The following is a 21,692-nucleotide window of genomic DNA, read 5'->3' as shown; positions in this document are numbered from 1 at the left end:
GGGCCGTCCGTCCGGGGCGCGGGCGAAGCGGCCGCTAGCCGCCGGAGTGGGACCGCTCCATGGCCTCGCGGAAGCGGGAGTACCCCGCGAGCTCGGTGCCGTCCTCGATGCTCCTGCGGTTCCGGCCGGCCCAGCCGCCCCACAGTCCGGCACCGATCGCGGCCACGAGCGGAATCAGCAACCAGGCGAGCGCCGCCATGCCGGCCTCCCAACCCCTATCAAACAACCACAACTGACTGATCAGCAGATTATCCGTCCGCTCCGTCAACGCTCGCGCCGGGGGGCAGGTTACGCAACCGGAACGCGTACAGGCGCGTTCCGGTCCCGCCTCAGCAGGCTCCCACCCACTCCTCCGTACCGTCCGAGAACTTCTGGTGCTTCCAGATGGGCACTTCGTGCTTCAGGTCGTCGATCAGTTTCCGACACGCCTCGAAGGCCTCGCCCCGGTGCGGACACGACACGGCGACGACCACCGCCAGGTCCCCGACCTTCAGGTTTCCCACCCTGTGCACGGCCGCGAGGGCCCGCACCGGGTAGTCGGCGACCACCTTCTCCGCGATCCGCCGCATCTCGGCCTCGGCCGTCGGGTGACACGAATAGCCCAGCTCGTCGACATCCGCTCCCCCGTCGTGGTTCCGCACGGTCCCCACGAACAGCGCGGTCCCCCCGGCGGCGTCGTCCCCGACCGCCCGGAACACCTCGTCCAGGGAGAGCGCCGTCTCCCGAATCCCGATCAGCTTGACGGGCTCCTCGGCCCCCTGCTCACCGGGATGATCCTCATTCACTGCCATACCCCCATCGTGCCCCACTCGTCTCCCGACCGACTTGGTCGATAACGCCGTCACGCGCGCGTGGCGACTTGGCGCGACCTCCATGGGCACAGGGCCGACCTCAGCGCCGCCCCCGAGCCCTCCGGACCTGCCGCACCAACGCCGCCGTACCCAGCAACGCGACCGTCGCCCCCGCGGCACCCGCCGCGGTCGCGTCCTTGCGCCCCAGCCGCCGCCCGACCACGGTGTGCCGCCCGGCGACCTCCTCCAGCAGCTCCGCCAGCACTTCCTCGTTCGTCCACAGGGGCCGCCACCCGGCGTCGTGCAGCCGGCTCCCGCTGACGACCCACGGATACATCGTGTAGGCGAGATCCCCGGCCGGCGACGGCGTCAGCCCGATCCGGTGGAGCCGGGCGGCGGCCCCGAGGGCGACGGCGGAGGGCAGCTCCATGCGCCGGATCCCGCTGAGCTCCTCGACCTCCTCCTGCTCCAGCCACCCCTCGCACCCGACGGCCAGCTCCCCGTCGACCTTCTCCAGCACGGCGTACTCCAGCGCACCGCACAGATCCTCGACATGGCAGAACTGCCAGGCGGGCCGCGACCCGGCCACCACCAGCAGCCGAGGCGACTCGAAGTACCTGGTCAGGGCCGTGTCCGTGCCCCCGACAAGAGTCGCCGGGCGGACGACGGTGACATTGAGGCCCGGATGGGCGCGCGGTGCCCGGCGTGCGAGGCGCTCGATCTCCAGCAGGTCGCCGACCCCGGTGGCCTCGGCGGTCGCCCGCAGCTCGGCGTCCTCCGAGAGCGGCAGCTCGTTCTCGGGCAGCGCGCCGTAGACCATCGCCGAGGTGCACAGCACGACCCGGTGCACCCCGGCCGCGGCGGCCGCCGTCAGCACGGTCTGCGTGCCACGCACGTTGTACGCGCTGCGGGCCGCCGCATCGGTGCCCAGGTCGAGGTCGACGGCGAGGTGCACCACGACGTCCGCTCCGCGCAGCTTCTCGGCGATCGCCGGGTCCCGCACGTCCAGGATGTGCCACTGCGCGGCCGCGCACTCGCCGCGCCGCTCGTCGATGGCGATGACCTGCCGGATCTCGTCGGACTCGGCGAGCCGCTCGGTGAGCAGCGCTCCGACGCCGGACGCGGCACCGGTGACCGCGACGACGGGCCCGCGCGCGGCGGGACTGGTTGAGTGGTTTCGCGCTGCGCGAACCTGTGGATCTGGGGAACTCACCGGGCGTCTCCAGCGGTTGTCTTCAGTACGAACGCGGGCGACGCGTGCGTACCAGGTGGCATCCATCCTGCCGCAGGCCATCGATCGGCGGAGCACCGAGGCCTTAACCCGCCGTGGTGTCTAGGCTGGGTGGTGTTCGGGCAGCCGTGCCGTCGGAGAAAACCGATGGCCCTATCAGCCGAGGAATCCCGTGAGTGACACCCCATTCGGATTCGGCCTTCCGCCGGAGGAGCCGGACGACGGCGACGAGGGCAAGAAGAAGGACCAGGAGAGCGGTGGTGGTCAGGGACCGGCCAACCCGTTCGGCTTCGGGTTTCCCGGGGCCGGCGGCCCCGGCGCCGACAATCCGTTCGCCGCGATGTTCGGTTCCATGAACCCCACCGACCTGGGCGCCGCCTTCCAGCAGCTGGGCCAGATGCTCTCGTACGAGGGCGGCCCGGTGAACTGGGACATGGCCAAGCAGATCGCCCGCCAGACGGTCGCCCAGGGCACCACCGACGGCACCAAGGACGCGAGTGTCGGCCCCGCGGAGCGCACCGCCGTCGAGGAGGCCGTCCGCCTGGCCGACCTGTGGCTCGACGACGCCACCTCCCTGCCGTCCGGCGCGGGCTCCGCCGTGGCGTGGAGCCGCGCGGAGTGGGTGGAGGCCACCCTGCCCGCCTGGAAGGAGCTCGTCGATCCGGTGGCCGAGCGTGTCGGCGGCGCCATGGGCGACATCCTTCCGGAGGAGATGCAGGCCATGGCCGGCCCGCTGATCGGCATGATGAAGTCGATGGGCGGCGCCATGTTCGGCCAGCAGATCGGGCAGGCCGTGGGCGTGCTCGCGGGCGAGGTCGTCGGCTCCACCGACGTCGGCCTGCCGCTCGGCCCGGCCGGCAAGGCCGCGCTGCTGCCGATCAACGTGGAGGCGTTCGGCAAGGACCTGGGCGTCGGCAAGGACGAGGTACGCCTCTACCTGGCCCTGCGCGAGGCAGCCCACCAGCGTCTCTTCGCCCACGTCCCCTGGCTGCGCTCGCACCTGTTCGGCGCGGTCGAGGGCTACGCGCGCGGGATCAAGGTCGACACGGCCAAGCTGGAGGACGTGGTCGGCCAGTTCGACCCGCAGAACCCGGAGGAGCTGCAGCAGGCGCTCCAGCAGGGCATGTTCCAGCCGGAGGACACCCCGGCCCAGAAGGCCGCCCTGGCCCGTCTGGAGACCGCTCTGGCGCTGGTGGAGGGCTGGGTGGACGCGGTGGTGCACGCCGCCGCGAAGCCGCGCCTGGCGTCCGCGGACGCGCTGCGCGAGACGCTGCGCCGCCGTCGCGCCACGGGCGGCCCGGCCGAGCAGACCTTCGCGACACTGATCGGGCTGGAGCTGCGCCCTCGCCGCCTGCGCGACGCCTCCCGGCTGTGGGCGTCCCTCACGGACGCGCGCGGTGTCGACGGCCGCGACGCCCTGTGGGCCCACCCCGACATGCTGCCCACCGCCTCCGACCTGGACGACCCGGACGGCTTCGTCCACCGGGAGCAGCTGGACTTCTCCGAGCTGGACAAGATGCTCGGCGAGGCCGCGGGCGGCTCCACCGAGAAGCCGGACCTCAAGAAGAAGGACGACGACACCGAGTGAGCCTGCACGACGACGCGGTCCTCGTACTGAAGAGCTACGAGGACCAGGTTGAGCTGCGTCAGGCGTACCTCGACCATCTGGCGGCCCACCCGGACGGCATGTGGAAGGCGTGCGGCGACGGGCACATCACGGCGAGCGGCCTGGTGATCGACCCCGAGCGCGGCCGGGTACTGCTCACTCTCCACCGGAAGCTGCGCATGTGGCTCCAGATGGGTGGCCACTGCGAGCCCGGGGACGGCACCCTCGCGGGTTCGGCCCTGCGCGAGGTCACGGAGGAGTCCGGCATCGCGGGCCTGACGCTGCTGCCCGGCGGGCCGGTCCGTCTCGACCGCCACCACACTCCGTGCGCCTGGCACCTCGACGTCCAGTACGCGGCCCTCGCCCCCGTGGGCGCCGTCGAGGCGATCAGCGACGAGTCCCTGGACCTGCGCTGGTTCGCCTACGACGAGGTGCCCACCGTGGCCGACGACTCGGTCGTACGCCTGCTGGAAGCCACACGAGCACGGCTCTGACCTCGCTCTTTCGCGGGGAGTGCGCGGTCGGGCGGTGTGCTGCCGCCGGGGGTGGGGAAGGCCCCCGCCGGGGGGACGGACGCGGTAAGGGGCGTCCGCCAATGGCGGACGCCCCTTACCCATGTGCCGGCACACGTGCCCGCTGATCAGTTGCGACTGCCCCCGAGGGAGTTCCCGCTCAGTCCGCCGCCCCCCATGCCGAACTGTCCGAGCACTCCGGACGTGCGCAGATGCTGCGGCGGCAGCAGCTCGCTCGGCTGCACCAGGACGTGCCCATGGCCCCCGAAGTGCATCTCCCAGCCCTCACCGGTGGAGCCCCTGCGGCGCCATACGGCGGACGTCGAGGTCGGCGCCTGCAACTGGGTCCGCAGCGAGGTGGACCAGGCGATGACGGCATCCGAGTCGACGCAGATGTTCTTCTCCGGCGTCACCTCCAGGGCGAGCGGCTCCCCCGAGGTCATCAGGACGACCTTGCCGCCACCGGACAGCTCCAGGTTGTACGCCCCGGCCGAGGCCACCTCGACGGCGCTGTCCACGGCGACGATGCCGACGTTCAGGGAGCCGTCGAAGGCGAGGACGGCGGAGGAGTCGACGGTCACGCCGCTGCCGACCTCCATGATGTGCAGGTACTGCGCGAAGTTGGCGAGATACACGATCCCGTTGCCCTTGCAGCGCATGAGTTCGAGGCGCTCGCCGGTCATCCGCTCGGCGTTGCGCCAGCTGCGGTTGCGGTACTGGCTGTCGAAGTCGACCTGCCCCTCGAAGGCGACCATCGCGCCCTGGCGGGCCAGGACGGGGCTGCTGCCGATGGTGACGTCGGTCTTGAGCAGCTGTGGGTTCTGCAGCGTGTAGCGCTCGGTGTGGTTCACCGGGATGTGCGCGAAGAGCGTGCTGTGCATGGTGTGCTGTTCTCCTCTCAGCCCCGGTCAGCCACGGATCTTGAAACGGTCGCCGGAGTCCTCGCTGGGCTGGACGACCACGAAGCCACGTCCCTTGAAACCGATCTGGAACGCCTCGCCGCTGCCCCGGCCGATGAGCGCACTGGCCTTGATCGTGCGACGGGCCTTCATGTCGAGCCCGTCGGTCCAGGCGATCAGCGCGTCCGGGTCGACGTACGTCTCCCGTTCGGCGCAGTCGAGGGAGATCGGCACGCCCCGGCTGACCAGGGCGACCCACCCGGTGCCGCGGATCACGAGGTTGGTCAGGCCCGAGCCGGAGAGCTTGGCGAGGCCCTTGACCGGCTCGATGGAGAGCTGGAGCGAGGCGTCGCAGGCCAGGAGGGTGGGGCCGTTGACGGACAGCGCCTCGTTGTTCAGATGGAGGATGAGGACGTCACCGCCGTAGTCGGCGAGGTACAGGTCCCCGTCGCCCCGGCAGAGCATGAGCTTGCCGCCCTCGCCGCTGACCATCTCCTCCGCGCTGCGCCGCAGCGTGGCGGGCGGCCCGTCGAACTGCACGTAGCCGTCGTACGCGATCATCGAGCCGGCCTTGGCCAGGAGGTCCTGGCCGGTGACCATGGTGACCTTGAGCGTCTTGGAGCTGTGCACGCTCATGCGGACGCCGGTGGCGGTGGAGCGGTGTGCGTTGAGTGTCTGGAGGTCCATGCTCTGCCTCACACCTCGAAGGGCTGGACGACGACGAAGTTGCCGGGAGCGCCGCGGAACTGGAGGTTGATGGCCTCCTGCGTCTGCCGGGCGTACCCGGAGCGGCGCAGCCTGAGCGAGGTGGTGGTGACGGCCTGCGCGCCGGCGGACCAGGCGATGACGGCGTTGCCGTCGACGTAGGTGGCCGGGCCGACGGGCAGGACGACGGGAACGCCGCGCGTCTTGACGACGACCGCTCCCGTGCCGGAGAAGAGCATGCTGAACAGGCCACCGCCCGGCAGGCCCGCGCCCTCGATCCGGCGGACCTCCGTGTCCAGGGACTCGTCGAAGGCGAGGACGCCCGGCGCGCTGGTGTAGAGCTGCTCGTTCTCCAGGCGGATGACGAAGAGGCGGCTGCCCTCGTCCGCGAGGAACACCTCACCGTCTCCGGAACAGCGCATGAGGGACATGCCCTGACCGGTCAGCTGGCCCGTCAACTTGCCGAGCAGGCCGGAACCCTTGTGGGCGAAGTCGATGTCGCCCTGGTAGGCGACCATGCTGCCCTGCTTGGCGAGGATGTTGGCGCCCTTGGTGAGGGTCGTCCGAACCAGCTGCGGGTTCTGCTCGGTCCAGCGGTCGCCGACGGGTGCCTCGGAGTACTTCGTCAGTACGGCCCGCAGTCCCGCTTCCGGCGGAACCGGCGCGAGCTGGGTGCCGCCGCCGAAGGGCTGGGCCTGCCCCGGGAAGGCTCCGGGAGCGCCGGGGGACGTGAACGGTCCGCCTTGCGGGGGCGCGGCGGGAGGTGTGAAGGGTCCGCCCTGGGGCGCGGCACCCGGAGGAGTGAAGGGTCCGCCCTGGGGCGGCGCGCCGGGCGGGGTGAACGGGGCGGGCGGTGCCGGGGGCGGAACAGTGCCGCCGGGCGGCGTGTGCAGGGGAGCGACGATGGTCGGCGCGGCGTGCACGGAGGGTGGGGGCGCCGGGGGCGCGTAACCCTGCGCGGGCGCCGGGGGCGCGTATCCCTGCGGGGGCGCCGGGGCCGGTGCGGGCGCCGGAGCGGCGGGGGCACCGAACGCGGGCGGGGCGAAGCCTGGCGCGGCGCCGGTCGGCGGCTGCTGCGGTGCGGGGGCGGGCTCCTCCTCGGCGACCTCGCCGCCGAAGTTCTTCAGCAGCGCGTCGAGGCCTCCGTCGAAACCCTGTCCGACGGCCGCGAACCGCCACACGTCCTTCAGGTAGAAGTCGCCCAGCATCACGGCACGCTCGGTGGAGAACTCCGAACCGTCGAACGGGTACCGGGCCACCTCCTCGCCACCTGCGACGATACGGACGTAACCGGGGCTGATCTGCGACATCTGGCCGTTGCCGTCGAGGGTCGCCGTGAAGGACAGCTTCTGGATCCGGGGCGGGATCCTGTCCAGAGTGACGCGGAAGGACTCCGTGTCACCCGACTGGGCACCCAGGAGCTGGATCGACTCCTCGGGGGACTTCGGCTGGTTGAAGAAGACGAAGTAGCGATCATCGGACAGCCGTTCGTCGGCGTCCAGACCGAAGCAACTGATGTCGAAGGTCAGCCCGGGGCCGGAGATCTGTACGCCTACGTACAGATCCGTGCCCGCGGTGAGGTCACTGATCTTGGCCTTGTGGCCGCGTTGGAATTCCCTGGCCATGCGTTACGACCGTCCCCCATCCCGAATGTGCGTGCGCCTGCGAGTGCGTCGCGTCAGGCTAACCGCAAAGTCGTGAAGCGTACGAGGCTGGTACAGAGCCGGTACAAAAGCGCGACTTCGGTCACCGATCTCACAAACGCACACACACGCGCGTGGATCCCCCCTTCCGCGGTCCTCACCTGGGGCCGCGGGCCCCCTCGCGCCTTACGGCCACCGGCCGTGCGCCGGGTCGGCCCGTGTGCGCCATGTCGGCCGGTGGGTCGTGTCACTCGTCCGGGGCGACCGGCAGATGCGGCAGCCGGTCGGCGGCGACCACTCCTTCGAGGTAGCCGCGCGCCCGCTCGGTGCGCGGATAGGCCTCCAGCAGCCGCCAGAACCCGGGCCCGTGCCCCGGTACGAGCAGGTGTGCGAGTTCGTGGAGGAGGACGTAGTCGACGACGTACTCGGGCATGCCCTGCAGCCGGTGCGACAGGCGGATACTGCCCTCGGCGGGGGTGCACGAGCCCCAGCGGGTGTTCTGGTTGGTGACCCACCGGACGGAGGCGGGCCGGGCGCGGCCACCGAAGTACTGGTCCGAGAGCAGCGCTGCGCGCTCCGTCAGCTCGGAGTCGCCGAGGCGCCGTTTGCTTTCCTGCGCGGCCAGCTTGTCGAGCATGACGGTCACCCAGCGTTGCTCCTCCGCCTCGGACATCCGGGCGGGGATGAGCACGACGGTGCGATCGCCCTCGCGGTACGCGGAGACGGTTCTACGCCGTCGCGCGCTCCTGCGGACCTCGATCGCGCTCGCTCGTGAGCCGCTCGGCGGCTGGCTCGTCGTGCTGCGCTGTGGCTTTCCGGCGCGGTGCAGTGGGTCGGCGGGCACGTCCCGACGTTACCCGCTGCACACGGGGGAAGTCCCGCCTCCGGAAGGGTTCGATATCGATCCGCACTCCGAGCGCCGATTTGTCATACGGATGCCGCCGCCTGTGGACAACTCTCGACAGGCTTCGTCGCGGTCCGTGCATGCTGGCACTCGTCGGCGGACCGTGCCCACGCACCGTCGACACACAGGGACCTATCCAAGGCTGACGGGGGCCGATCATGCATCCGATGGTGAAGCCCGCGCTCCGGCGCGGCTGGCGGGATCTCAACACCGTGCAGTTCGGTCTGGTACCGGCGCACGCCATGGTGCTGGGTCCGATGGACACGACGACAGGCAGTTTTCTCTCCCTGCTCGACGGGACACGCGGACTGCCGCTCCTGCGGGAGGAGGGACGACGGATGGGCCTGCCGGACGGTCATGTGGACGGCTTGGTGGACCGCCTCACCCGATCCGGCCTGCTGGACGACGCGACGGGCGGCGGTCCGGCCGCGGACGAGCTGCGCGGCAAACGCGAGGTCATGGAGCGGCTGCGTCCTGACGCCGCCGCACTCTCGTTGATCGCGCCCGAGCCGGGAGACGCCTTGAAACGTCTGGCGGCCCGCCGATCACTGAGAGTGCAGGTTCGGGGCGCGGGCCGCGTGGGAGCGATGATCGCATCCGTGCTCTCGGCGGCCGGCGTCGGCGAGGTGGACGTACGCGATGTCGGCCGGGTCGAGCCGTGGGATGTGACGCCCGGTGGTCTGCCGGCCGAGTCGATCGGTGAGCGCAGGGACATGGCGGCACGCCGAGCCGCCCGGCACGCGGCACCCGATCGCCCGCCGCGTCGTCGCCGCGGTCCCGGGAAGCCCGCGGACCCGTCCGAGGACCTGTCGCTGGACCGCCTGCGCGAGGAGCCGGGCTTCTCCCTGGTGGTCCTCGCCCCGCGGGCCGGTGTCGACGTCCACGCCCCGAAGCCCGCGGCCGCCGAACCGCTCATCGACTCGGGCACGCCTCACCTCTATGCCGGCGTCGTGGAGGGGACGGGTGTGATCGGCCCCCTCGTCCTGCCGGGCGAGACGGGGTGCGCGGGCTGCCTCGACCAGAGCCGTGCCGACCGCGACGAGACGTGGCCGCGGCTGGTCGCCCAGTGGCGTTCCGGACGCCCTCATCAGCTCGAGGCCTGCGATGTCACGCTGGCCGCGACCGTCGCCGGACTGGCCGCGGGGCATGCCCTGGCGTTCCTCGACGGGCAGCTGCCGTCCAGCGCGGGTGCTCGCTGGGAGGTCTCGGCACCGGGGTTCGACTGGCATTCTCGTCCGGTGTGGCCCCACCCGGCATGTTCCTGCTCAGCCGCGGAAAAGGGCGGCGCGGCGAAAGGTAACGGGGAACACACCCCAAAGAAGGGGCAGGCGCGCGCGACAATGGCGGAGCAACAGCGGTCAACGAGGTTGTCCCGCAAGGCACACGCGGCACGGCCTGCTGGGACTTGGAGGGCGCATGTCTGATCTTCCCCGGAAGGCGGTCACCCGGACCGCCAAGCTCGCCGCGCTTCCGCTCGGCATCGCAGGCCGGGCCACCTGGGGACTCGGCAAGCGAATCGTCGGTGAGTCGGCGGAGCTCGTGGGCCGTGAACTCCAGCAGCGCACGGCGGAGCAGCTGTTCAAGGTGCTGGGCGAGCTGAAGGGCGGCGCGATGAAGTTCGGGCAGGCCCTGTCCGTCTTCGAGTCGGCGCTCCCCGAGGAGGTCGCGGGCCCGTACCGCGCGGCCCTGACGAAGCTCCAGGACGCCGCTCCCCCGATGCCGACCAGCACGGTGCACTCCGTACTGCGAGAACGCATCGGTGAGAACTGGCAGGAGTTGTTCCTGGAGTTCGAGGAGAAACCGGCCGCCGCGGCCTCGATCGGCCAGGTGCACCGCGCGGTGTGGCACGACGGACGCACTGTCGCGGTGAAGGTGCAGTACCCGGGCGCGGGCGAGGCTCTGCTCTCCGATCTCGGCCAGCTCAGCCGGTTCGCTCGTCTGCTGGGTCCGCTGATCCCCGGGATGGACGTCAAACCGCTCATCGCGGAGCTGCGGGACCGCGTCTCCGAAGAGCTCGACTACGGCTTGGAGGCGCAGGCCCAGCAGGCCCACGCTGAGGAGTTCGCGGGCGACCCGGACGTCGTCGTTCCCGCCGTGGTGCACCAGTGCGATCAGGTGCTGGTGACCGAGTGGATGGAGGGCACCCCTCTTTCCGAGGTGATCACCGACGGCACGCAGGAGCAGCGTGACCGGGCGGGCCAGTTGCTGACCCGCTTCCTCTTCTCCGGTCCGGCCCGCACCGGTCTGCTGCACGCCGACCCGCATCCGGGCAACTTCCGTCTGCTGCCGGACGAGAAGCTCGGCTGGCGTCTCGGAGTCCTGGACTTCGGCACGGTGGACCGTCTGCCGGGCGGGCTGCCGGCCCCGATCGGTGCGGCCCTGCGGCTGACGATCGAGGGCGAGGCCGAGGCCGTCTACGAGATGCTCCGCACGGAGGGCTTCGTGAAGGAGTCGATAGACCTCGACCCGGACGCGGTCCTCGACTATCTGCACCCCATCATCGAACCGGTCCGCGCCGACGAGTTCTCCTTCGCCCGCGGCTGGATGCGCAGCCAGGCCGCCCGCATCGCCGACCCCCGTTCCCCGGCCCACCAGTTGGGCAAGCAGCTGAACCTGCCTCCGTCCTACCTCCTCATCCACCGGGTGACGCTGAGCACCATCGGCGTGCTGTGCCAGCTCGGCGCGACCGTCCGCATGCGCGACGAGCTGGAGGAGTGGCTGCCGGGGTTCCTGCTCGACGATGAGGAGGGCGAGTCTGCCGCGGAGGCGTGACCGGTTCGCGCGGTCGACGGAACAGGGGCGGGCGCCGGGAAGCCGTCCTCGCGCCGAGGCCCTGCCCGGGGCTCACCACCAGGCGGAGTCCAGGCGGCCCTCGATGGCTCGCAGGTTCTCGCGGGCGCAGGCGGCGCAGAAGTAGTGCCGTCGGCCGTTCTCCACGGAGCAGATCCACAGGGGCTGAGGGGCTTCGGCGGTGGTGCCGCAGCGGGCGCACATGAGGGTCTGAGGTTCTGCGGCGGAGCCGCCGTTGTCGCTGTCTCCGGAAAGACTCGTCACCCGGCGACGATAGCCCCGCGGTCGACGGATCCGGGGTCACCACGCGCCGCGGGGGCCGGCCCGTTCGGACCGGCCCCCGCGGGGAGCGACTGCTTTCGGTGGTTCTGATGTGCCTGGTCAGGCTGGTGATGCCGGTCGCCGCGTGGCGGCTACTGCATGACCGCCATGGCGAGCGCACGGCGGGCGCGCATCGACGCGCGCTCGGCCCGGCGCTGCATCCGGCGGGCGACCGCCAGGCGCATGGCCCGGCGTTCCTGCTCGGCCTGGTGCAGGCGCTCGTGCATATGCGCACGAGCCAGGGCTTCTGGCATGAGATGCATTTCTCGGGTCCTGTTCTGACGCGAGGCGTTCGCGCCGGTGGTGGTGCAGTCTGGAGTCACGGAGCCGAGGGGCTCGCTCGTGGGCGGCTTCATCGGGGCCTGCTTCTTGGGGTCGTGCGTGAGGGGGCGGTCGATCGTTCCGGTGATGTTCATGCTGTGACCGGGTTCTTGCGCGGGCGACCACGAGGCCGCTTGCGGGCCACGACAACACCCTGGACGAAGAGCTCGCCACCCCAGACACCCCAGGGCTCACGCCGCTCCTTGGCGCCGGCGAGGCAGGCCTCCATCAGCGGGCAGGTGCGGCAGAGGGATTTGGCGTACTCGACGTCGGCCGGCGACTCGGCGAAGAAGACCTCCGGGTCGTAGGAACGGCAGGGGACGGGTACGCCGAGGTTCTCGATGGCGTCGTCGAGCGCGGTGAGCGCGGTGAGCGGGGTCAAGGTGGAGTCCTCCGTGAGGCCGGGCGGGGGGATCGTTTCGGAAGGCGGTACGGACGGGGCGTGCGCTTCGAGTTGCACGGTTCGTCTTCCTCGTCTGGTCGTTCCGGCCTGTTGGCCGGTGGCGGCTGGTACCGGGTTCTTTTCTTGTCCCGAGGCCCCTTCGCTCTGTAGCCCCCGGTCGGGGACAAACAGAAGGGCCGCGGATCCCGGGTGGGGTTCCGCGGCCCTGAAGGCGCCGGCCTGATCGTCGATCAGGCTGGATCACTCCAGGGTTCAGGCCCACGGAAGGCCCACATCAGGTGGTGCTGCGTCGTCTGCTTCCGGAATCCGGCACCGGCCGCCGCGAAGGCATAGGCCTGGGCCTGTGCCTCTACTGCTGCTTCCAGTGCCTTGGTCGGTCGCTCATTGCGCTCACGGACGGGGAGACCCGCCAGAGACACGGAGGTGGCCGGACGGCCGCCACTGATGGCGGACAGACCGGTACCCAGGTTGGAGACACCGAGCATGCACAGGGAGACGGCCGAGCGATCGGTCATTTTGACCGTGCTGATGAAGCTGGTGTTGATGCTGATCACTGGACTCGCCTCCTCTCGGCGTCTATGGGGACCGGCATGAGCCAATCCGACGGATATGAAGTACACCACGAAACCAGGGCCTTCGAGAAGGCCGCTGCTCTCGTGCCTAAGAACCTATGGGGATTCCTGGGGCATGCGCAAACTATTTTTTCGACGAGTTCGTATCAGTCGTCCCCGTCCTCGCATGCAGGCTCCCGACCTGCGCAGATGTCCAGAACATCGGCCCCGTACCGCTGCAGCTTGCGGGCACGGACGCCAGGGATGCGACCCAGTTCAACCGGAGTGCTCGGCCCCGCTTCTGCGATCGCCATCAGGGTCCGGTCGGTGAAGACGCAGAAGTCCGGCTGGCCGCTGCGTCGGGCCTGGGCCGCGCGCCACTCGCGCAGTCGCTCGTAGAGGCCTTCGTCCATGTCCGAGGGGCAGTCCTCGCAGCGCATCAGCTTCATGTCGCCGGCGTCGCGCAGGGTGCGCCCGCAGACACGGCAGCGGGCAGGGGTTCGGCTGGTGCGTCGCGCGACCGCCTCGGTGCCGCCCGTGACGTCACCCGTCCGGCCGCCCCCCGATCCCAGTTCGACGCTCCCGGCGCCGCTGCTGCCGGTCCGGCCCGCCCTGGCGGTGGAACCGGGGCGCAGTCCGTCGAGGAAGCGGCTGGGACGGCGGTTGGGGCGGCCGCCGGGCGACCGGGACAGGGCCCAGGAGACCGAGAGCCGTTCGCGGGCGCGGGTGACCCCCACGTAGAGGAGCCGTCTCTCCTCCTCGATCTGTTCGTCCGTTCGCGCGTAGGTGATCGGCATCATGCCCTCGGCGACACCGACCAGGAAGACGACGTCCCACTCCAGCCCCTTCGCGGAGTGCAGGGAGGCGAGGGTGACGCCCTGGACGGTCGGGGCGTGCTGGGCGTTCGCGCGTTCGTCGAGTTCCGCCACGAGGTCGCCGAGTGTGGCGTCGGGCTTGGCCGCGGCGAAGTCGTGAGCCAGGCTCACCAGGGCTGCCAGCGACTCCCAGCGTTCCCTGACCGCGCCGGACCCCGCCGGCGGTTCACCGGTCCATCCCTCGCCGGACAGCACGGCCCGTACCTGCGAGGGAAGGTCCACGGCGTCCTCGAGGGCGGTGTCGTTGCCCCCGAAGCGGGCGGCGGCTCTCAGCGCCGCCCCTGCCTTGCGCACCTCGGGGCGGTCGAAGAAGCGTTCCGCGCCGCGCAGCTGGTAGGGCACTCCGGCGTCCGCGAGGGCCTGCTCGTAGATCTCGGACTGGGAGTTCGTACGGAACAGGATGGCGATCTCGCCGGCGGGCACACCGGCGGCGACGAGATCTCGGATGCGGCGGGCGGCACCTTCGGCCTCGGCGGGTTCGTCCGTGTATTCGGTGTAGCGGGGCTCGGGGCCCGGGGGGCGCTGGGAGATCAGTTCGAGTCGATGGTCGGCGGCGCGGCCGCGCGCCTGGGAGAGCAGACCGTTGGCGAGGTGGACGACCTGCGGGGTGGAGCGGTAGTCGCGGACCAGCTTGACGACGGTGGCCCCGGGGTGGCGGTGACGAAAGTCGAGCAGGTGGTCGGGAGTTGCGCCAGTGAACGAGTAGATCGTCTGGCTGGCGTCGCCCACGACGCACAGGTCGTCCCGGTCGCCCAGCCACAGCTCCAGGAGACGCTGCTGGAGGGGGCTGACGTCCTGGTACTCGTCGACCACGAAGTGCTGGTACTGGGAGCGGACGTGCTCGGCGATGTCCTGGCGGTCCTGGAGGATGCCGACCGTGAGCAGCAGGACGTCCTCGAAGTCGATGACTCCCCGCTCACGCTTCAGGTCCTCGTACGTCGCGTAGATCTTGGCGATCTCGGCCGGGTCACGGGGGGCGTCGCGGCCGTGCTTGGCGGTCGCGGCGGCGTAGTCGGAGGGCACGGTCCGGGTGACCTTGGACCACTCGATCTCCGCCGCGGTGTCGCGGAGTTCATTGCGATCGAGACGGATGCGGCAGGCGGCGGCCGCGTCCGCGACGAGGGGGATCTTGCGGTCGATGATGCGTGGCATGGCGCCGCCGACGGCCTTCGGCCAGAAGTACTGGAGCTGGCGCAGCGCGGCCGAGTGGAACGTCCGGGCCTGGACCCCGGAGGCACCGAGCTGGCGCAGACGGCCGCGCATCTCGCCGGCGGCGCGGTTGGTGAAGGTGACGGCCAGCACGCCGGCGGGCTGGAGCATCCCGGCGCGCACCCCGTAGGCGATCCGGTGGGTGATCGCCCGGGTCTTGCCCGTGCCGGCGCCCGCCAGCACGCACACCGGACCGTGCAGGGCCGTCGCCACCGCGCGTTGCTCGGGGTCGAGCCCGTCGAGCACCGCGTCGGCCGAGTCAGGGACCCGCGGGAAGAGGGTGGAGTGCGTTGCTGCTGTCACATGGCCATGCTGCCAGGTCGCCGGAGACGGCTGAGCGCGTTGTCCACAGGCAGACCTCTGCGGTCGTATCAATACGACAGGCGCCTTCGCGTAACGGTGCGGCGGGCACCCTGTCTCCGGTGCGGCGGACGCACCGCGCGGGGTGGTGGACGCCACCCGCGTCAGGGAATGGCGGGCGTGTCGCGTACGTTCCACTCACTGCGAGCAGCACCCCTCAGACCGTGAAGGAGCGCCAGGGACATGCCGGGCACTGTGACGATGTACAGCACCACGTGGTGCGGCTACTGCCGTCGGCTGAAGAGCCAGATGGACCGCGAGGGCATCACGTACGACGAGATCAACATCGAGCACGACCCGGATTCGGCCGCCTTCGTGGAGAAGGCGAACGGCGGGAACCAGACGGTCCCCACCGTCCTCTTCCCGGACGGCTCGACGCTGACGAACCCCTCGCTGGCGCAGGTCAAGCAGAAGATCGGCGCGTAACGGCGGCGGGTTGTAGCCGCTGCGGACCGGGTCTAACCGATGTGACTTCGCGTCGGCAGGGGCTTGCCGTACCAGAGTTCGATCAGTCGGGCCGCGATCGAGATGCCGTAGGGAGGCAGGACCTCCCCGGACTCGAACGCGGCCCGCAGCTCTTCGCGGGAGAACCAGCGGGCCTCGTGGATCTCGTCGCCGTCGACGTTCACGACGGTCGAGGTGGCGCGGGCCATGAAGCCCAGCATGAGGCTGGAGGGGAAGGGCCAGGGCTGGCTGGCGACGTACTCGACCTGGCCGACGGTGACGCCGACCTCCTCGTGGACCTCGCGCCGCACGGACTGCTCGATGGACTCGCCGGGTTCCACGAAGCCCGCGAGGGTGGAGAAGCGTCCCTCGGGCCAGTGGACCTGGCGGCCGAGCAGGATGCGGTCGTCGTCGTCCGTGACCGCCATGATCACCGCGGGGTCGGTGCGCGGGTAGTGCTCGGCGCCGCAGGCCTGGCAGCGGCGGATGTGACCGGCCGCCGCGATGACCGTGCGCTCGCCGCAGCGGGAGCAGAAGCGGTGGGTGCGCTGCCAGTTCTCCAGACCGACCGCGTGCACCATGAGACCCGTGTCACGCGGTGACAGCAGCATGCCCGCCTCGCGCAGACCTGCCGGGCGCGCGGACTGGTCCATGCGGCCGGGGAGCGCGTCCTTCTGCAGTGCGAAATAGCTCACACCGTCGGTGTCGGTGCCCAGGAAGTAGCGGTGCGCCTCGGTGAGCGGGGCCTCGAACGAGGGGATCATGACGAGTTCGGTGGTGCCGTCCGGGGTCTCGTCGATGAGGACCTGGCCGCCGGAGACCACGAAGCAGCGGGTCGTGGGGTGGCTCCACGCCGCGGCGAGCCAGGCCTCGTCGAGCCGGTGGTGGGCGGCCCGGTCGATGCCGCTGGGCGCGGTGAGCGCGATGGGGCGGTCAGCGGTGTGGTCGGTCCAGGTGGTCACGGGTGCTTCCAACTCCCCCGGTGAAACGGTTGATTGGGCGGGCGGTTCGGCGGGGCGTGCGGCGGGCGGGCGGGCTGGGGCGTGCGGAGTCTTCTTCAGTGTGCCTCGCGAGGGCCTCGGGCCAGCTCGCCCCAGAGGTACGCGCTGGTCTCGACACCTTTGAGGAGCAGATCGAGTTCGACCTTCTCGTTGGGGGCGTGCCAGCCGTCGGAGGGGACGGAGATGCCCAGGAAGAGCACGGGTGCGCCGAGGACCTCCTGGAGGTCGGCGGCGGGCCCGGAGCCGCCCTCGCGCGTGTAGCGGACCGGCTGTTCGAAGGCACGGCCCATGGCCCGCACCAGCGATCGCAGGGCCGGGTGGTCCAGCGGTGTCAGGCAGGGGCGGGTGGAACCGCTGAACGTGATCTCGTGACGGATCCCGGCGGGGACGCGCTCGGCGGCCCAGGCGGTGACGGCCTTGCGAATGTGGTCCGGGTCCTGTCCGGCGACCAGGCGGAAGGACAGCTTCACCATGGCAGAGGACGGGATGACCGTCTTGCTGCCCGCGCCCTGGTAGCCGCCGCCGATGCCGTTGACCTCGGCGGTCGGGCGGGCCCAGACCCGTTCCAGAGTGGTGTGTCCGGTTTCGCCGTGCGCCGCCGTGGACCTGGCCGTGCGCAGCCAGCGCTCCTCGTCGAAAGGAAGTTCGGCGAAGAGTTCGCGCTCGCGCTCGGTGAGTTCGGCGATGCCGTCGTAGAAGCCGGGGATCGTCACGCGCGCGTGCTCGTCGTGCAGGGCGGCGACGAGGCGGGCGATCTCGGTGGCCGGGTTCGGTACGGCGCCGCCGAAGGAGCCGGAGTGGATGTCCTGGTCGGGGCCGTGCAGCCGGATCTCGCACTCGGCGAGGCCGCGCATGCCGGTGCACACGGTGGGGGTGTCCTCGGCCCACATGCCGGTGTCGGAGACGACGACCGCGTCGGCGGCGAGCCGCTCGGCGTGCACTTCGACGAGGGCGCGGAAGTTGGGGGAGCCGGACTCCTCCTCGCCCTCGATCAGCATCTTCAGGTGGACGGCGGGGGCGGTCCGGCCGGTCGCGGCGAGGTGGGCGCGGACACCGAGTGTGTGGAAGAACACCTGCCCCTTGTCGTCGGCCGCTCCGCGCGCGTGGAGCCGGTTTCCGCGGATCACCGGTTCGAAGGGCTCGGTGTCCCAGCCGTCCGCGAGGGCCGCGGGCTGCACGTCGTGGTGACCGTAGACCAGGACGGTGGGGGCGTCGGCGTCCGCGGCGGGCCATTCCGCGAAGACGGCGGGGGCGCCCGGCGTCTCCCAGACCTCGGCGGTGGGGAAGCCGGTCTCCTTCAGCTTGGCGGCCAGCCAGTCGGCGCTGCGCCGTACGTCCGGCGCGTGCTCGGGCTGCGCCGACACCGACGGGATGCGCAGCCACTCCACGAGGTCGTCGAGGAAGGCGGCACGGTGGTTCCGGATGTACGTACGGACGACGCTGACGTCGCTGTCAACGGACTGGCTCATGCTCACGAGCCTATCGGCCCGCACCGACGCGCTCGTCCGGCGGTTCGTCCATGGACGCCCCGGGCCCGTCCGCCGCCGGTTCCGGCCGCTCCGCCTCGGGATCCGGGGTCCCGTCGGCGCCGGGATCCTCCAGGAGGAGCCGTTCCAGCGCGTCCCGGCCGGGGAGGCCTTCGGGTCGTACGACGTCGCCGGTGCGGACGTACAGGAAGGCCGCTCCGACGGCTTCCAGGGGCACGCCCTGTTGTTCGGCCCAGGCGAGCCGGTAGATCGCGAGCTGGAGCGGGTCGGCGGTGCGGGTGCGGCCGGTCTTCCAGTCGACGATCTCGTACGTCGTCGTCCCGGCGGCGTCGCTCTGGCGGTAGACGGCGTCGATGCGGCCGCGCACGACGCGGCCGGCGATCCCCAGCTGGAAGGGTTCCTCGACGCGGTACGGCGTGCGCTGCGCGTAGGGGGTGCGTTCGAAGGCCTCCTTGAGTGCCTCCAGGTCCAGCTCGTCGGCGATCTCGGCCTCGCTGCCCGGCAGTTCCTCGGGCTCCAGCATAGGCAGTCGCAGCTCTTCGAAGCGGGCCTCGACCCAGGCGTGGAAGCGCGTGCCGCGGCGGGCCGCGGGCTGCGGCGGGCGGGGCATGGGGCGGGCGAGCTCCTGCGCGAAGCCGTCCGGATCGGCCGCCAGACGCATCAGCTGCGAGGCCGTGAGCGACGCGGGCAGCGGTACGTCGGTGACCTTGGCGCGGGCCCGCACGAGTTCTCCGGCGAGGGCGTCCAGGTCGCGGTCCCACGAGGCGACGGTGCGGGCTTCCTCGGGGGTGAGACCGGACGCGGCGGGGTGCCTGCGAGCGTGCGGCACGGCCGGCGTTCGCGCGTCCCGCGCGGGGTGCTCCACGCGCGCGTGCACGGCCCGTGCGGGGCGGTCCGCCGACCAGGAGTCCCAGCCGCTGGTGTCCTCCTCGTCGGGGCCGCCGAAGTCGTCCGCCGCAGGGCCGTCGTCCTCAGGGGGCACGTCGTCCGGGAAGGCGTCGTCCTCGTACAGGAGTTCCTCGTCGTCCGGCGGTGGTGGCCAGTCCGGGTGGTCCGCTGAGTGGGGGTCCGGGGCGTGGTCGGCGCCCGGGTGTGCGTCCTCGTGGGACGCGGCCCGCTCCAGGTGGGCCAGTACGGTCGCGGCGGCGGCGCGGCGGCGCCGCAGGGCCGTGTCGTCGAGCGGGAGTGGCCAGGCGTGGTCGGCCGCCGACTCGTGGAGGGCCGGGTTCTCGGCGTCCTCCTCGGGCTCGTCGGCCCAGGCCTCGATCTCGCCGTACCCGGCCGCGCAGTGGTCGTGGAGGGCTGTGAGGAAGTCGGACGGCCCGCGCGGGCGCTTCTGGGACGGGCCCCACCAGTGCCCCGAGCCGAGGAGCAGGGAGCGGGGGCGGGTGAAGGTGACGTAGCCGAGGCGGAGTTCCTCGGTGTGCTGGTGGTCCTTCATGGCCTCCTGGAAGGCCTTCAGGCCGCGCGAGTCCCACGATTCGACGTCGGGGAGGGTGTCGGCGTCGCCGCGCAGCTCGTGGGGCAGGACCTTGCCCTGTGCCGTCCACTTCTCGCGGCCCTGCGTGCTGGGGAAGGTACCGGTGACCAGGCCGGGGACGGCGACGACATCCCATTCCAGGCCCTTGGACCGGTGGGCGGTGAGCACCTTGACGGTGTTCTCGCCGCCCGGCAGCGCGTTGTCGAGCCCCTTCTCGTACTGGGCGGCCGTCCGCAGGAAGCCGAGGAAGGCGAGCAGGGTGGCCTCGCCGGCGCTGTTGGCGGCGAAGGAGGCGGCGATGTCCAGGAAGTTCGACAGGGTCTCGCGGCGGCGAGCGGCGAGCGCGTGCGGGGACGCGGAGAGTTCCACCTCCAGGCCGGTGACGGCCAGCACGCGGTGCAGGACGTCCATGAGCGGGTCGGCGAGCGAACGACGCAGGTCGCGCAGTTCGGCGGCGAGCCGGGCGAATCGCACGCGCGCGTCGGGCGAGAACGGCAGCCCGTCGTCCTCCCTCTCGGCTTCGAGCGGCATTTCCAGGAACGTGTCCAGCGCGTCCGCCAGTGAGATCACCTCGGACGGGTCGACGCCCTCGACGGCCGCGGCGAGCCTGCGGTCCGGGTCGTCGTCTCCCACGCGCGCGTGGGAGACGAGAAGCCTGGCCCGGCGGCCGAGGAGGGCGAGGTCGCGCGGGCCGATCCGCCAGCGCGGGCCGGTCAGGAGGCGGACGAGGGAGGCGTTGGCGCCGGGGTCCTGGAGGACCTCGCAGACGGCGACGAGATCGGCGACCTCGGGGAGGTGGAGCAGTCCGGAGAGGCCGACGACCTCGACGGGGATGTCACGGGCCACGAGCGCGCCCTGGATCTCGGCGAAGTCGGTGGCGGTACGGCACAGGACGGCGATCTCGCCGGGTTCCTTGCCGGTGCGCACGAGGTGGGCGATCGAATCGGCGAGCCAGTCGACTTCCTCGGCGTGCGTGTGCAACAGGGCGCAGCGGACCACGCCGTCGCGTTCGGCGCCGGGGGCGGGCCGGAGGGCCTCCACGCCCGCGTGCATGGCCCGCAGGGGCTCCGCGAGGCCGTTGGCGAGGTCGAGGAGACGTCCGCCGCTGCGGCGGTTCTCGCTGAGCGCCTGGCGGGTCGCGCGCCGGCCGTCGGGGGGGGCGAAGTGGTCGGGGAAGTCGTCGAGGTTGGCGACGGAGGCGCCGCGCCAGCCGTAGATGGCCTGGCAGGGGTCACCGACCGCGGTCACGGGGTGGCCGGTGCCGCCGCCGAACAGGCCGGCCAGCAGGACGCGTTGGGCGACCGAGGTGTCCTGGTACTCGTCGAGCAGGACCACCCGGAACTCGTCCCGCAGGATGCGGCCCACCTCGGGGAGCCCGGCGAGACCGGCGGACAGGGCGATCTGGTCGCCGAAGTCGAGGAGGTCCCGCTCGCGCTTGGCCGCCCGGTAGCGGATTACCAGTCCGGTGAGTTCGCGGCGGGCGGCGGCCGCCTCGGGGACCTTGCGAAGGTCCGCGTTGGTGAGCTTGACGCTCTCCAGTTCGCGCAGCAGTGCGGTGTCGTAGGCGGTCAGGTCCTCGGGTCGTACGAGGTGCTCGGCGAGTTCGGAGTCGAGGGTCAGCAGGTCGCCGACCAGGTCCGGGAAGGAGCGGGTCAGCGCCGGGTACGGGCCCGGGGATTCCCGGAGCACGCGGGCGGCGAGCTGGTAGCGGGTGGCGTCGGCGAGGAGCCGGGAGGTGGGTTCCAGGCCGATGCGCAGGCCGTGGTCGGTCAGGAGGCGGCCCGCGAAGGCGTGGTAGGTGGAGATGACCGGCTCGCCGGGCGGGTGGTCGGGGTCGATCGCGTCCGGGTCGGTGATGCCCGCCCTGACCAGGGCCTTGCGTACGCGCTCGGCGAGTTCGCCCGCCGCCTTGTTGGTGAACGTCAGGCCGAGGACCTGTTCGGGCGCGACCTGTCCGGTGCCGACCAGCCACACCACGCGCGCGGCCATCACCGTGGTCTTGCCCGACCCGGCTCCGGCGACGATCACCTGCGGGGCGGGCGGCGCGATGATGCAGGCCGTCTGCTCCGGGGTGAACGGGATGCCGAGGAGCTCCTTGAGCTGCTCGGGATCGCTGATACGGGCGGACATTCCACAGAGGCTAGCGCCGGCCACTGACA

At 71.5% G+C, this 21,692-nt stretch carries 20 protein-coding genes; 5 read left to right on the top strand and 15 right to left on the bottom strand.

What is annotated here, in order from left to right; translation table 11 throughout:
• Positions 1-34: 34 nt before the first annotated feature.
• The 3 genes from H4687_RS31100 to H4687_RS31090 form a co-directional block, all read right to left on the bottom strand.
• The gene (locus tag H4687_RS31100) at positions 35-199 is read right to left on the bottom strand and encodes a hypothetical protein (protein WP_167358679.1); all 165 of its coding nucleotides are present in this window, start codon (positions 197-199) and stop codon (positions 35-37) included.
• A gap of 130 nt (positions 200-329) precedes the next feature.
• On the bottom strand, positions 330-791 hold the full coding sequence (locus H4687_RS31095) for a molybdenum cofactor biosynthesis protein MoaE (protein WP_046913061.1): 462 nt from the start codon (positions 789-791) through the stop codon (positions 330-332).
• Positions 792-891: 100 nt separating this feature from the next.
• A complete protein-coding gene (locus H4687_RS31090) occupies positions 892-2,004 on the bottom strand; it encodes an SDR family oxidoreductase (protein WP_046913062.1) in 1,113 nt (370 codons plus the stop codon).
• A gap of 190 nt (positions 2,005-2,194) precedes the next feature.
• On the opposite strand from H4687_RS31090, the gene H4687_RS31085 reads away from it, so the two are divergent.
• Both H4687_RS31085 and H4687_RS31080 read left to right on the top strand, forming a co-directional pair.
• Entirely contained in the window at positions 2,195-3,610 is a 1,416-nt protein-coding gene (locus H4687_RS31085) for a zinc-dependent metalloprotease (protein WP_046913063.1), read from the top strand.
• Positions 3,607-4,122 (top strand): NUDIX hydrolase, encoded by a 516-nt coding sequence (locus tag H4687_RS31080; RefSeq protein ID WP_046913064.1) that lies wholly within the window; start codon positions 3,607-3,609, stop codon positions 4,120-4,122. Before H4687_RS31085 ends, H4687_RS31080 begins: the two co-directional genes overlap by 4 nt.
• A 146-nt stretch (positions 4,123-4,268) precedes the next feature.
• Here H4687_RS31080 and H4687_RS31075 read toward each other — a convergent pair whose 3' ends face one another.
• The 4 genes from H4687_RS31075 to H4687_RS31060 all read right to left on the bottom strand — a co-directional run bounded on the left by H4687_RS31075 (position 4,269) and on the right by H4687_RS31060 (position 8,231).
• Positions 4,269-5,021, bottom strand: coding sequence for an AIM24 family protein (locus H4687_RS31075; RefSeq protein ID WP_046913065.1), 753 nt, complete (start codon positions 5,019-5,021; stop codon positions 4,269-4,271).
• Between the two features lie 27 nt (positions 5,022-5,048).
• Positions 5,049-5,726 carry an AIM24 family protein gene (locus H4687_RS31070; RefSeq protein WP_046913066.1) on the bottom strand — a complete coding sequence of 226 codons (678 nt, stop codon included), beginning with the start codon at positions 5,724-5,726 and terminating at the stop codon, positions 5,049-5,051.
• An 8-nt stretch (positions 5,727-5,734) separates the two neighbouring features.
• Positions 5,735-7,369, bottom strand: a complete 1,635-nt coding sequence (locus H4687_RS31065) for a TerD family protein (RefSeq protein WP_050399618.1) — start codon at positions 7,367-7,369, stop codon at positions 5,735-5,737.
• Between the two features lie 265 nt (positions 7,370-7,634).
• Positions 7,635-8,231 (bottom strand): M48 metallopeptidase family protein, encoded by a 597-nt coding sequence (locus tag H4687_RS31060; RefSeq protein WP_046919474.1) that lies wholly within the window; start codon positions 8,229-8,231, stop codon positions 7,635-7,637.
• 218 nt (positions 8,232-8,449) lie between these two features.
• On the opposite strand from H4687_RS31060, the gene H4687_RS31055 reads away from it, so the two are divergent.
• Both H4687_RS31055 and H4687_RS31050 read left to right on the top strand, forming a co-directional pair.
• On the top strand, positions 8,450-9,715 hold the full coding sequence (locus H4687_RS31055; RefSeq protein ID WP_046919473.1) for a TOMM precursor leader peptide-binding protein: 1,266 nt from the start codon (positions 8,450-8,452) through the stop codon (positions 9,713-9,715).
• Complete coding sequence (locus H4687_RS31050) at positions 9,708-11,063, top strand: ABC1 kinase family protein (protein ID WP_046919472.1); 1,356 nt, start codon at positions 9,708-9,710, stop codon at positions 11,061-11,063. The genes H4687_RS31055 and H4687_RS31050 overlap by 8 nt, the downstream gene beginning before the upstream one ends.
• A gap of 72 nt (positions 11,064-11,135) precedes the next feature.
• On the opposite strand, the gene H4687_RS31045 is transcribed toward H4687_RS31050, so the two are convergent.
• From H4687_RS31045 to H4687_RS31025, 5 genes are all read right to left on the bottom strand, one after another.
• A complete protein-coding gene (locus tag H4687_RS31045; protein WP_005480493.1) occupies positions 11,136-11,345 on the bottom strand; it encodes a hypothetical protein in 210 nt (69 codons plus the stop codon).
• 149 nt (positions 11,346-11,494) lie between these two features.
• Positions 11,495-11,818 carry a hypothetical protein gene (locus H4687_RS31040; protein WP_046919471.1) on the bottom strand — a complete coding sequence of 108 codons (324 nt, stop codon included), beginning with the start codon at positions 11,816-11,818 and terminating at the stop codon, positions 11,495-11,497.
• Positions 11,815-12,183 (bottom strand): WhiB family transcriptional regulator, encoded by a 369-nt coding sequence (locus H4687_RS31035; RefSeq protein ID WP_005480495.1) that lies wholly within the window; start codon positions 12,181-12,183, stop codon positions 11,815-11,817. The genes H4687_RS31040 and H4687_RS31035 overlap by 4 nt, the downstream gene beginning before the upstream one ends.
• Positions 12,184-12,356: 173 nt before the next feature.
• Complete coding sequence (locus H4687_RS31030; RefSeq protein ID WP_046919470.1) at positions 12,357-12,680, bottom strand: hypothetical protein; 324 nt, start codon at positions 12,678-12,680, stop codon at positions 12,357-12,359.
• Positions 12,681-12,844: 164 nt separating this feature from the next.
• Positions 12,845-15,064 carry an ATP-dependent DNA helicase UvrD2 gene (locus tag H4687_RS31025; RefSeq protein ID WP_046919469.1) on the bottom strand — a complete coding sequence of 740 codons (2,220 nt, stop codon included), beginning with the start codon at positions 15,062-15,064 and terminating at the stop codon, positions 12,845-12,847.
• Between the two features lie 240 nt (positions 15,065-15,304).
• Between H4687_RS31025 and H4687_RS31020 the strand changes: the two genes are divergently transcribed.
• The gene (locus H4687_RS31020; RefSeq protein ID WP_020113977.1) at positions 15,305-15,547 is read left to right on the top strand and encodes a mycoredoxin; all 243 of its coding nucleotides are present in this window, start codon (positions 15,305-15,307) and stop codon (positions 15,545-15,547) included.
• A gap of 32 nt (positions 15,548-15,579) precedes the next feature.
• Here the strand turns inward: H4687_RS31020 and nudC are convergent, their stop codons facing one another.
• From nudC to H4687_RS31005, 3 genes are all read right to left on the bottom strand, one after another.
• Positions 15,580-16,527 (bottom strand): NAD(+) diphosphatase, encoded by a 948-nt coding sequence (gene nudC / locus H4687_RS31015; protein WP_046919468.1) that lies wholly within the window; start codon positions 16,525-16,527, stop codon positions 15,580-15,582.
• 95 nt (positions 16,528-16,622) lie between these two features.
• On the bottom strand, positions 16,623-18,035 hold the full coding sequence (locus H4687_RS31010) for a dipeptidase (protein WP_046917154.1): 1,413 nt from the start codon (positions 18,033-18,035) through the stop codon (positions 16,623-16,625).
• A gap of 10 nt (positions 18,036-18,045) precedes the next feature.
• Positions 18,046-21,663, bottom strand: a complete 3,618-nt coding sequence (locus tag H4687_RS31005) for an ATP-dependent DNA helicase (RefSeq protein WP_046917155.1) — start codon at positions 21,661-21,663, stop codon at positions 18,046-18,048.
• Positions 21,664-21,692: the final 29 nt, after the last annotated feature.

The sequence above is a fragment of the Streptomyces stelliscabiei genome (assembly GCF_014873495.1).
GTDB lineage: Bacteria > Actinomycetota > Actinomycetes > Streptomycetales > Streptomycetaceae > Streptomyces > Streptomyces bottropensis.
The sequence above is the reverse complement of the archived record's forward strand: the minus strand, read 5'-3'. Positions and strand labels throughout refer to the sequence as shown.

What these genes read in the sequence shown, in the direction of transcription:
- H4687_RS31070 (WP_046913066.1), bottom strand. Translation starts at nt 5,726, where the DNA reads ATGGACCTCCAGACACTCAACGCACACCGCTCCACCGCCACCGGCGTC.
- H4687_RS31065 (WP_050399618.1), bottom strand. Translation starts at nt 7,369, where the DNA reads ATGGCCAGGGAATTCCAACGCGGCCACAAGGCCAAGATCAGTGACCTC.
- H4687_RS31010 (WP_046917154.1), bottom strand. Translation starts at nt 18,035, where the DNA reads ATGAGCCAGTCCGTTGACAGCGACGTCAGCGTCGTCCGTACGTACATC.
- H4687_RS31055 (WP_046919473.1), top strand. Translation starts at nt 8,450, where the DNA reads ATGCATCCGATGGTGAAGCCCGCGCTCCGGCGCGGCTGGCGGGATCTC.
- H4687_RS31095 (WP_046913061.1), bottom strand. Translation starts at nt 791, where the DNA reads ATGGCAGTGAATGAGGATCATCCCGGTGAGCAGGGGGCCGAGGAGCCC.
- H4687_RS31040 (WP_046919471.1), bottom strand. Translation starts at nt 11,818, where the DNA reads ATGAACATCACCGGAACGATCGACCGCCCCCTCACGCACGACCCCAAG.
- H4687_RS31050 (WP_046919472.1), top strand. Translation starts at nt 9,708, where the DNA reads ATGTCTGATCTTCCCCGGAAGGCGGTCACCCGGACCGCCAAGCTCGCC.
- H4687_RS31100 (WP_167358679.1), bottom strand. Translation starts at nt 199, where the DNA reads ATGGCGGCGCTCGCCTGGTTGCTGATTCCGCTCGTGGCCGCGATCGGT.
- H4687_RS31075 (WP_046913065.1), bottom strand. Translation starts at nt 5,021, where the DNA reads ATGCACAGCACGCTCTTCGCGCACATCCCGGTGAACCACACCGAGCGC.
- H4687_RS31020 (WP_020113977.1), top strand. Translation starts at nt 15,305, where the DNA reads ATGCCGGGCACTGTGACGATGTACAGCACCACGTGGTGCGGCTACTGC.
- H4687_RS31005 (WP_046917155.1), bottom strand. Translation starts at nt 21,663, where the DNA reads ATGTCCGCCCGTATCAGCGATCCCGAGCAGCTCAAGGAGCTCCTCGGC.